This is a genomic window from Microcystis sp. M049S2, from assembly GCF_020245625.1.
Lineage (GTDB): Bacteria > Cyanobacteriota > Cyanobacteriia > Cyanobacteriales > Microcystaceae > Microcystis > Microcystis ichthyoblabe_A.
Genome location: NZ_JADBUN010000273.1, coordinates 1 through 8,994 on the forward strand (window position 1 = coordinate 1; position 8,994 = coordinate 8,994).

The following is an 8,994-nucleotide window of genomic DNA, read 5'->3' on the forward strand; positions in this document are numbered from 1 at the left end:
GCAAAATTAATTACACATATCTAACCCCCTCTTGCCTTTTGCCTCTTGCATGAGTGCCTATCTTTACTAGGAAATTAATTTTGCACGACTACTTATTATACGCCGCGAGCGGCGGGGAATTAGACCCGAAGAGATTAAACGTAATAGAATCAATTTAATTATTTATAATCCTCAAAAGGAGATAATTTGCGAATGGATAACACAGTAAATTATGCCGATATTCTGACTCAAGTTATCAGAAAAGAGTCGGCGATGCAACCTCGATTACAAACCCTTAAAATTACCCCAGTTTGTGATCCAGAATCAGGCAACTTTTTAATAATTATGACTGGTTGGGAAAAAGAAGCGTGGATTAATACAATTTTATTTCACGCTCGTTTATTGAAAAATAAAATTGTCATTGAAGATGATAATCTTGAAGAAGGATTAACAACCACTTTAATTCAGGCTGGGATTCCCCCAGAAGATATTATTACTGGACTTTCCCTAGAGTAAGGTGTTAGCCTTTATTGCGGAGATCTGTGGTATCTCTATTGCTTTTGCCGATGTTGCAAACGTCACAAAGCGTTTGATAGTTATCCAGGCTGTCAAGACCACCGCGTGAGCGAGGAATGATGTGATCAACATGAAGAATTGCGCCGTTATGTGAATTGCGACCACAAGAAACACATTTCCACTGATCACGCTGAAATACTTGCCAACGGATTGCGGGCATTACGCGAATCTTTTGCTCGGCGAAAAGTGCTGCCAATGCGATCGATTCACCTGTGGCGGAGTGCTTTTCTTCACCCCCTTCATTCGGATTCTCTAATTGTCTTTCAAACCACCAATAGTTCAATCTTGAAACTAAATTTTCCAGCCGATGCGGGAGTCCCTTTGCTATTTGAATATAAGAGTCATAAACGGGGAAGAAAACTGCAAAATTATCGACTAATTGAAATAGGTCAACTGGGGAAACAGGGAAGCGATATGGATGCCCGAAAAAATAGTTATCAATTTGTTCGTTAGATATTCTATGTCGATAATGATCTTGAAATGCTGCGAAGAAAGGTAAATCATCACCAAAATAAAAATCAGGTCGAATCTCAGATCCGAAACACAGCCTATTAATTATATTTTCGTTATCAATATGAAACTGCAAAATCGAATCAAATGACTTTTTATCAAGTCCTTTGAGCCAACCGTTTTCCAGAAAAGTAAATACCCCCTCATCTGTGAGCATGAAAGCAAAACGAAATGGCAAGATTTGCACGGGTTTTCCATCTTTGCGCGAGAAACCTGGCCACTTTGCCTTCCTTTGTCCGCCAAGGCCAACGAAAACAGATTCATATTTATGCGTCAATTCGTTATCGTTGTATCTATTTTCCCGAAAATTCGGAAAAACGCTAACGATAGAGTCGTCCAGCACTTCTACTCCGTATATCTCAAGTATCAGAGCAATTGCAGAGTTCATTACCAAGCGCAGACGCGGTAAAACCGAATGTTTTAGAGCATCAGCACGAAGGCGAGCGTCATCGACAAGAAAGAGGTTTGCGTCTTGCTCGTCGAATGTGATATTTGAGAGTGCAGATGGGATCATGCTAAAGACCGACTACTGATTATATTAATTATACAAAAACTTTCTGAATAACCAGAGTAAGGATATGTGGAAACTTTCGGCATATCACCCCATTTTGTGGATTCCTGACAATCAGCCGAGATACAAAGAACTTTTCAGCGACCATAGCACAAATTATAATTCTTGAGGTAACTGAGCAGACTAACTAAAAGTGGCGATGGCGGAGCAAATTCTTTCTCTACTCTTGTACCTAATTCTTATTTTAACGGCTTTTTGGTTTATTAGCCCCCAAAAAAAGCCCCGTAGTCATCCCGCCTATCATCTTGCCTGTTTACTAGAAGATGCTCCTGAAAGCTCATTAAAGGGTCAATTTTATCCCCTGGCTACTCCCTTGGCTACCCCGATCGCCTGTACTGTTCCCCAGGTGTGGCGCAGTGTATATAGGCAGTCTCTGGCAAAACCGGATGTTAACTATTGGCAATGGCGCAGTATGCCCGAAAATGAGCAGTTTTGTCGGGAATTACGGGAATTATTGCGGTTAAATCCGGCTAGAGGTTACGCTAAGGAAATTCTGGAAAGTCTCGCCTTGGGTCAAGATCCTTTTTATCATCTTTACTGGGATCTAAAAGCGATCGCTAATGGTAACTTTAACACTATTGGCACTAATAAACTAGCTGAGGGCAGATTTGCCCAGCGAGATTTGCGAACTCATCAGCAGATGCGGAGGGATTTTCGTCAATGGCATTTACAAGCTTGTGAACAGTTGGGAAAAGAGCGAGTTAAAGCGGTTTATCGGGTGTGTTATGGGTCAGATTGGTCATTAATCGCCCAAATTCTCTATCCTTCGCCCCGTTCCTTGGCCGTGATGATTATAGAGTCGGCTAATCCCGTTTGGTGGCGAGTTTTGGGGATTACTCCTTTTACCACGACTAGCCGGATTGAGAATAATTATAAAACTCTCTTGTGTTATTGGCATCCCGATCGCAATTCCCATCCCAATGCTACAGAAATCACTGCCCATCTTAATCGCGCCTACGATTGTTATCAAAGTTTTCAGGAGATGAGTAGTCAAGATAATGCACCTTTGTGGACGAAAATCCGTCGCTGGATTCCTTAGACTTGACTCTAGTTTTTCCCTTGACTTTTTCCTTAACAAAAGAATGTTAGTCTAGGAACAATCTAGGACCACGCTTGCACTCTCAAGGTAATGAATCTAGTGCTTTTAAACAATCGCTACCAAATTGTTAGCACCCTTGCTAGGGGGGGATTTGGGGAAACTTATATCGCTATCGATACGAATATGCCTTCTCAACGGCGCTGTGTGATTAAAAAATTGCAGCCGGCTATTCAAAGTGAGGGGATGCCAGAATGGTTAAAAGAACGTTTTCAGAAAGAAGCAAGCGTTTTAGAGGAATTGGGGGAACAAAATCGCCAAATACCCCGTTTATACGGTTATTTTGCCCAAGATAATCATTTCTATCTGGTGCAGGAATGGATTGAAGGGGAGACACTAACCCAAAAACAGCAACGACAGGGAAATTTATCTTCCTCAGCCGTGCGGACGATTTTAGAGAATTTACTGCCTGTTATTGATTTTATTCACAGTCGCCGCATTATTCACCGGGATGTGAAACCCGATAATATTATCTTAAGAAATAGTGATAATTTGCCCGTTTTAATCGATTTTGGGGTAATGAAAGAGGCAGTGGCCACCTTACTCGATCCTACGGGAAAAAGTGCCTATTCGATCGCCCTTGGCACCCCCGGTTATATGGCTTCGGAACAGGCTGCCGGGAGACCGGTCTTTTCTAGTGACCTTTACAGCCTAGGCTTAACGGCGATTTTTTTATTAACGGGAAAAACTCCTCAATATCTAGAAACTGACTCGCGCACGGGGGAAATTCTCTGGCGACAGGAGGCAGAAAATGTTAATCCTAATTTAGCTATGGTAATCGATCGAGCGATCCGTTTTCATCCCCGGGATCGGTTTGCTACTGCTAGGGAAATGTTAGCAGCTTTGGCAGAAATGTCCCCCGATTTGTCCACCCAACCAACTATCGCGGTTTCTCCCCATAGTCCCCGATTAAAGTCCTCTACACCCCCAAAACCAACCGTCTCCCCCACTGTGGTTATTCAACCCAATTCTGGGGAAAAAAAGAATCCTTGGCTGTGGATTTTGCTGATTTTTGCGGTGACAATTGGGGCTTTTGCCCTAGGATATCGGGGATTTATGGCTCTTTTACCCAAAAATGAGGAAATCGAACCATCACCAACCATCGAACCTTCTCCTAGTCCTGAAATCATTCCTCCTCCCTCCCAAGATTTTCCCCCTATCCGACGACCTTCTCGTCAACGGACTCCCATTTATTCCCCGACTCCTACTCCATCCCCGACTCCTACCCCAGAGGTGATTCCTACTCCAGAAGTGACTCCAGAATTAACTCCTAGTCCCACCCCAGAAGAAGTAATTCCTATTCCTGTTCCCCTTCCTGAAACAGAGCCGAGTCCTCAAGTTTCTCCCCTTCCTTCTCCTTCCCCTTCTCCTTCCCCTGTTCCAGAGGTGATTAATCCCCCGGTTAATGAGGATAAAATTGAACCGATTGCTCCTCCGGTTTTATCACCTCCTCCTCCTGAAGAAAATAGTAATTAATAGACTGCTTGCAGAAGTCTGGCAAGGGGAAGATGATAATTTTTTCTTAAACCCTTGCCCTTTCCCCTACAATAGAAGATAGCTACTGTTTAGGCTTAATTCTTCTGATTCTATCTGCTCTGCCAGTTGACGCAGTAGATCAAAAATGCTCGTTAAGGTTTCCCCTGGTAATTTAGCCATATTCAATTATTTCTATCGTTCCCAATCAGCGGCGGCAGATTACTTTGAACTCAAGACCAAAGTCTCTCAATCGTCCGCTGCATTGGGCTTGTTAGCCCCCGACGCTATCAGGTTAGGAGGATCCTCTGGCTGAAGTGAATGATATATTTGCCTCAATCTTTTCATTGCTCGCGCTCCACGCTGCCGTAGAACTGCTTCTTGTAACGACTGTTTCTCCTCAGATGTCAAACGCTTGCTGATTTCAGACCAAGACAGCCCCTCTATCGTTCGTAGAGTTATGATTTCGCGGTCTTCAGGGGACAAGTGTTTGAAAGCTAACTGAACTAGCTCTAAATCATCTTCTATATTGGATGGCTCAAAGATTACAGAATCTTGCAACTGAGCAATATCTGCCTTTTGTCTATTTTGATTTCGAGAAAGTTCACGAATAATATTGTGCGAAACCATACGAATCCAAGCCAACGGATTTGTAATAACCCTTCCAGAGCTAATCGAACGTACTCCACGAATATAAGCTTCACTAATGATATCAGAAGGATCATAGTAGGAATCAAGATTGAACTGACGAAGACTTCTTTTAATAAAGGCAAAAAATGTATTGGATTCAGGGTTGTCTGCCTCAAGTAGAGTTTTGAATAAACTATCCCATGCAGTCTGATCATCAGGCTTTAACTGCAAGGCTTGATTATAACTATCAATAGCTTCAGAAAAGCGACCTAAAGCTCTTAATGCATCACCTCTATTATCCCAAGCATAATAATAATCAGGTTGAATCTTTAAGGCTTTATCGTAATTGATAATAGCTTTTTCAAAAAGTCCATAATCGAATAACGCAAGACCTAAATTGTTAAGGACATCAGGATCTTCAGAATTAAGTTGGAGAGCTTTTTTATAGCTAGAAACTGCTTCCCTATATTTTTTAATTCCTTGCAAGACCAAGCCTTGCTCAAAAAGCAAATCAGCTAAATGGGACTTATTGTTGTCACATTCGTCGATTAATTGCTGAATCTTAAGAAGTAGCTTTTCGCCCTCTTTCAATGAAAAGCCTGAATAATTGTTTTTACTTCGCTTTGAAAGAATACCAGATAACTCTTGTGATAAGGTTTCTGAGTCTAGAGGGAATCTAAAAACACCTGTACCCCAGTCAAAAAAATCAGGAGCACGACGAATAAAGTACTTGATTGCGAAAGCAGGTAAGATGAAGACAAAACAAATATTACTGAAACGATCTCGAAAAATTTCCCGGCGTTGATTTAAGTGGCTAAGAATACCAGGAACGGTATCAATGTTATAATAATCGCCTTCGCCTCCAAAACCAGGCTTGATAAATGGTTCTAAAGATTTCTCTAGACCTTGAACAAACAAAATATTTAACTCATTTCGATCTGAACGACCTTCAATAAATTCGTATAAGTTGTTAATTGGCTCTGTTAACTGTAGAGTTGCAACTTTCTTTTGTGGTAAATCTTGCTGGACTCGCTGAATTAATCGTTGAGCTTCAAGAGGAGAAGACTGCACAAAAACAATCCCAAACCCCTTGCGTCTTGTCAGAGAGCGAAGAAGGGCTTGATAAATCTCTTCCTTGGAAGGTGAGGTGTCTTCAGATGGTTGAGCAAGACTCATAGAGCTTGAACCCTCGCGAGTGCGTCTTGGAACCTCGAAATCCCTTCAATCAGAGGATGAATGTTGCACCAGACCTGAAGGGTTTCATTCTCATCATAGTACCTATACTCCAATAAGCAGCGATTCAGCAATAAGCGCAGGTGTTCCGCATCATTATTCGCTTCTCTGATGTGACATACCCTCGCTAGAACTTCCCATTGATGCTCTTGGACAGTTTTGCGGTAGGTCTCCCGTGTCTCTTCAATTGCCCGTCTTGCAGCTTTGGCAGTAATTGGTAGCTGATCTGTCCAGTCGATCGCTTTTTGAATTAACTGCATCAGATTTCGGACATGACCACCGCTCATCAAACACAACAACTTCAAGGTTTCCGGGCTGTCGAATACTGCTGGAGAATCAAGTCCACTAACCGCTCCTTCTAGGGTTTGCACTAAGTTCGGATCAACCAATGCAACTCTCCGACAGATCAGTTCTCGTAATTTCTCTAGTCCTGCTGAGTTCTCGCTACCATCACGATTTCTAACCATAATCATAGGCAGAACATCAGGTGTATCGTAATTATTTTCAAGCTGAGTTGCCCGTCCGTCCGAATAAATCATGGCGATCGGAACTGTGTAAATTACATGACAAGCTAATCCACGTAGAATCTCACTCCTATTCAAATAAATCTCATCGTAGTTGCTTGGCTTACCTTCCTCTTGGGTTTCCACAATCCGATCGAGGTTGTCAGCAATCAAGACAATTCCTCGGCTATCAGCAGGCAAGATCTTTTGTGCTTCTTTGATGAAGTCGTTAAGAGCTTCTACTAGAGATGGAGTATTTGCATTGATCTTTTGGCGAAGTTCACGCCGCTTATCTGGTGTAGCTCTCAAATTGGCAGTGATTTTAGCAAACTGGGCAATCTGCCCCTCTAGGCTCAAGCCTTCAAACGAAATTTCTGTCAATGCCAAGTCTTTGAGAGATTCCCACCGATCTTTCATCCAGTTAAGCAAAGGATTGTGGTTTTGAAGCTTGATTGCTTCTACGAGATGGCGGGTACAGGCAAAGAGTATATCCGCATACTCAGCATCTTGCGGTTCAATATCCTCATCGTCTGCTGCAAAGTAAACAACAAAGTACTTCTGTGGCTCTAAATATTCCTTCAGCCGCAAAAGCTCTGTAGATTTACCTACGCCACGATGCCCTGAATAAAGTTGGCAAGTTGGCTGCTTAGAACGTGTTATTTTTCGTCCCAGTTCTCGAATAACCTCCCATCCACCCCGAACATCTTGGCATTCGACATAAGCTTCCTTGGATGGAGGCTGAAAGGGTTCAAAAGAGCTGTAGATTTCGGTCAATAGATCTAACGGCACAAGTTACCTCAAACAGCACTGCATCCATAGGTATAGCTTATAAACAGAGAATTTTGGCGAGGGTTCTATGTTTGATAAGGAGGCATCTCGACAAGTCACCTTCCGCACACGCCCCAAGCAGTAACTCAAGGGGGCTAACATCTGGTTGGCGCGAGGTAATCCTGTTTAATTTAGAACTTAGGTTGGGTTAAAGCATGAAACCCAACGCCCGCATGGGTTACGCTACCGCTAATACCAAATTTCTAAATCCATGACAGACATCCACGCTCGAATGCTTGCCAAACCTTCATTCGTTGTGACGCGAATAAAGAAAAATGGTATAACCCATCCCACAAATAATTGTGCCTCCCTACTTAACTGATTGCTGACTACTCAAAATCGTTATGACTATGATATAGTTGTTAAGGAATGTAAAAATAGTTGCATTTTCCCAGAAACTAGATTAAGGAGATTAAGAGTATGACCGCCGAAGGTTGCTTAAGAGTCGGACAAGCGGCGCCGGATTTCACCGCGACCGCCGTTTTCGATCAAGAGTTTAAAACCATCAAATTGTCGGATTATCGGGGTAAATACGTCGTTTTATTCTTCTATCCCCTCGATTTTACCTTTGTTTGCCCCACGGAAATTACCGCTTTCAGCGATCGAGTTAGCGAATTTGCCAGCATCAACACCGAGATTTTAGGGGTGTCCGTCGATAGCGAATTTGCTCACCTAGCATGGATTCAAACTGAGAGAAAATCCGGCGGTGTCGGTGATGTGGCCTATCCGTTGGTGTCGGATCTGAAAAAAGAAATCAGCACCGCTTACAATGTTCTTGATCCTGATGCGGGAGTGTCCCTGCGTGGTCTCTTTATCATCGATAAAGAAGGTGTTATCCAACACGCTACTATTAATAATCTTTCCTTCGGTCGCAGTGTCGATGAAACCCTCCGCACTCTGAAAGCGATTCAATACGTCCAATCCCACCCAGATGAAGTTTGTCCCGCCGGTTGGCAAGAAGGGGATGCTACCATGGTTCCCGATCCTGTGAAGTCGAAGGTTTACTTCGCAGCAGTTTAGTTAAAGGTAGTCAGAATTCCCTCAGCTTTGACTCTCCCCCGCTAACCGCTCGCGCGGTGTAGCGGGGGATTCTCGGTTCCTAGGCTTTTAACTAAATTGACCGGGTTTAACCGGACGATCCCCAACCGATCGCCTGCGCGAGCGTTTTCTAACACGGTCAGTCCCACCGCATTTTTTCCTCAGTTCTCGATTACCTTTGCTGATGCCGTATCTCTCGGTTCGATGTGGCCGCAAGAATCACACCGGTGAACTCTTTCGGATAACGCCTTTTTGCCGGTAATCGCGCCACAATTCGGACAATCCTGTGAAGTTCCGTTTTTATCGACCTTAAGATAATATTTTCCCAGTTTCCAAACAACAAACGGTAGTAAGCTGTTCGTAATTTAAATTGCGTTAACAGAATTACCCTTGTTTTTCAACTTGCGATCCCACTTAATAATTAGGGCTTGCTGAAAAAGTCATTGAAAAGTACAGGTCTCTTAATCAATGATTTCACTTAGCTACAAGCATAAGCTTTAGTTGTTGATTAATTTTTAAGTTATAACTTATCCTAATCATTGACCGAGAAAAAGTGC

Annotated in this window: 7 protein-coding genes and 1 pseudogene; 4 read left to right on the forward strand and 4 right to left on the reverse strand. The window is 42.9% G+C overall.

Features of this window, described 5'->3' with window-relative positions; genetic code table 11:
- Window positions 1-192: 192 nt before the first annotated feature.
- Complete coding sequence (locus IM496_RS21035) at window positions 193-495, forward strand: element excision factor XisI family protein (RefSeq protein ID WP_002734790.1); 303 nt, start codon at window positions 193-195, stop codon at window positions 493-495.
- Window positions 496-499: 4 nt separating this feature from the next.
- On the opposite strand, the gene IM496_RS21040 is transcribed toward IM496_RS21035, so the two are convergent.
- The gene (locus IM496_RS21040; RefSeq protein WP_287663185.1) at window positions 500-1,579 is read right to left on the reverse strand and encodes an HNH endonuclease; all 1,080 of its coding nucleotides are present in this window, start codon (window positions 1,577-1,579) and stop codon (window positions 500-502) included.
- Window positions 1,580-1,775: 196 nt separating this feature from the next.
- Between IM496_RS21040 and IM496_RS21045 the strand changes: the two genes are divergently transcribed.
- Together IM496_RS21045 and IM496_RS21050 are read left to right on the forward strand one after the other, a co-directional pair.
- Entirely contained in the window at window positions 1,776-2,675 is a 900-nt protein-coding gene (locus IM496_RS21045; protein WP_194015887.1) for a J domain-containing protein, read from the forward strand.
- 90 nt (window positions 2,676-2,765) lie between these two features.
- Window positions 2,766-4,208, forward strand: coding sequence for a serine/threonine-protein kinase (locus tag IM496_RS21050; protein ID WP_287663187.1), 1,443 nt, complete (start codon window positions 2,766-2,768; stop codon window positions 4,206-4,208).
- 246 nt (window positions 4,209-4,454) lie between these two features.
- On the opposite strand, the gene IM496_RS21055 is transcribed toward IM496_RS21050, so the two are convergent.
- Together IM496_RS21055 and IM496_RS21060 are read right to left on the reverse strand one after the other, a co-directional pair.
- The gene (locus IM496_RS21055; protein WP_194015883.1) at window positions 4,455-6,011 is read right to left on the reverse strand and encodes a sigma-70 family RNA polymerase sigma factor; all 1,557 of its coding nucleotides are present in this window, start codon (window positions 6,009-6,011) and stop codon (window positions 4,455-4,457) included.
- Window positions 6,008-7,360 carry an ATP-binding protein gene (locus IM496_RS21060; RefSeq protein WP_287663189.1) on the reverse strand — a complete coding sequence of 451 codons (1,353 nt, stop codon included), beginning with the start codon at window positions 7,358-7,360 and terminating at the stop codon, window positions 6,008-6,010. The genes IM496_RS21055 and IM496_RS21060 overlap by 4 nt, the downstream gene beginning before the upstream one ends.
- Window positions 7,361-7,819: 459 nt before the next feature.
- Here IM496_RS21060 and IM496_RS21065 point away from each other — a divergent pair, with 459 nt between their 5' ends.
- On the forward strand, window positions 7,820-8,419 hold the full coding sequence (locus IM496_RS21065) for a peroxiredoxin (RefSeq protein ID WP_002735961.1): 600 nt from the start codon (window positions 7,820-7,822) through the stop codon (window positions 8,417-8,419).
- 41 nt (window positions 8,420-8,460) lie between these two features.
- Here the strand turns inward: IM496_RS21065 and IM496_RS21070 are convergent.
- A pseudogene (locus tag IM496_RS21070) lies at window positions 8,461-8,796 on the reverse strand (zinc ribbon domain-containing protein); the annotation flags it as partial.
- Window positions 8,797-8,994 lie beyond the last annotated feature (198 nt).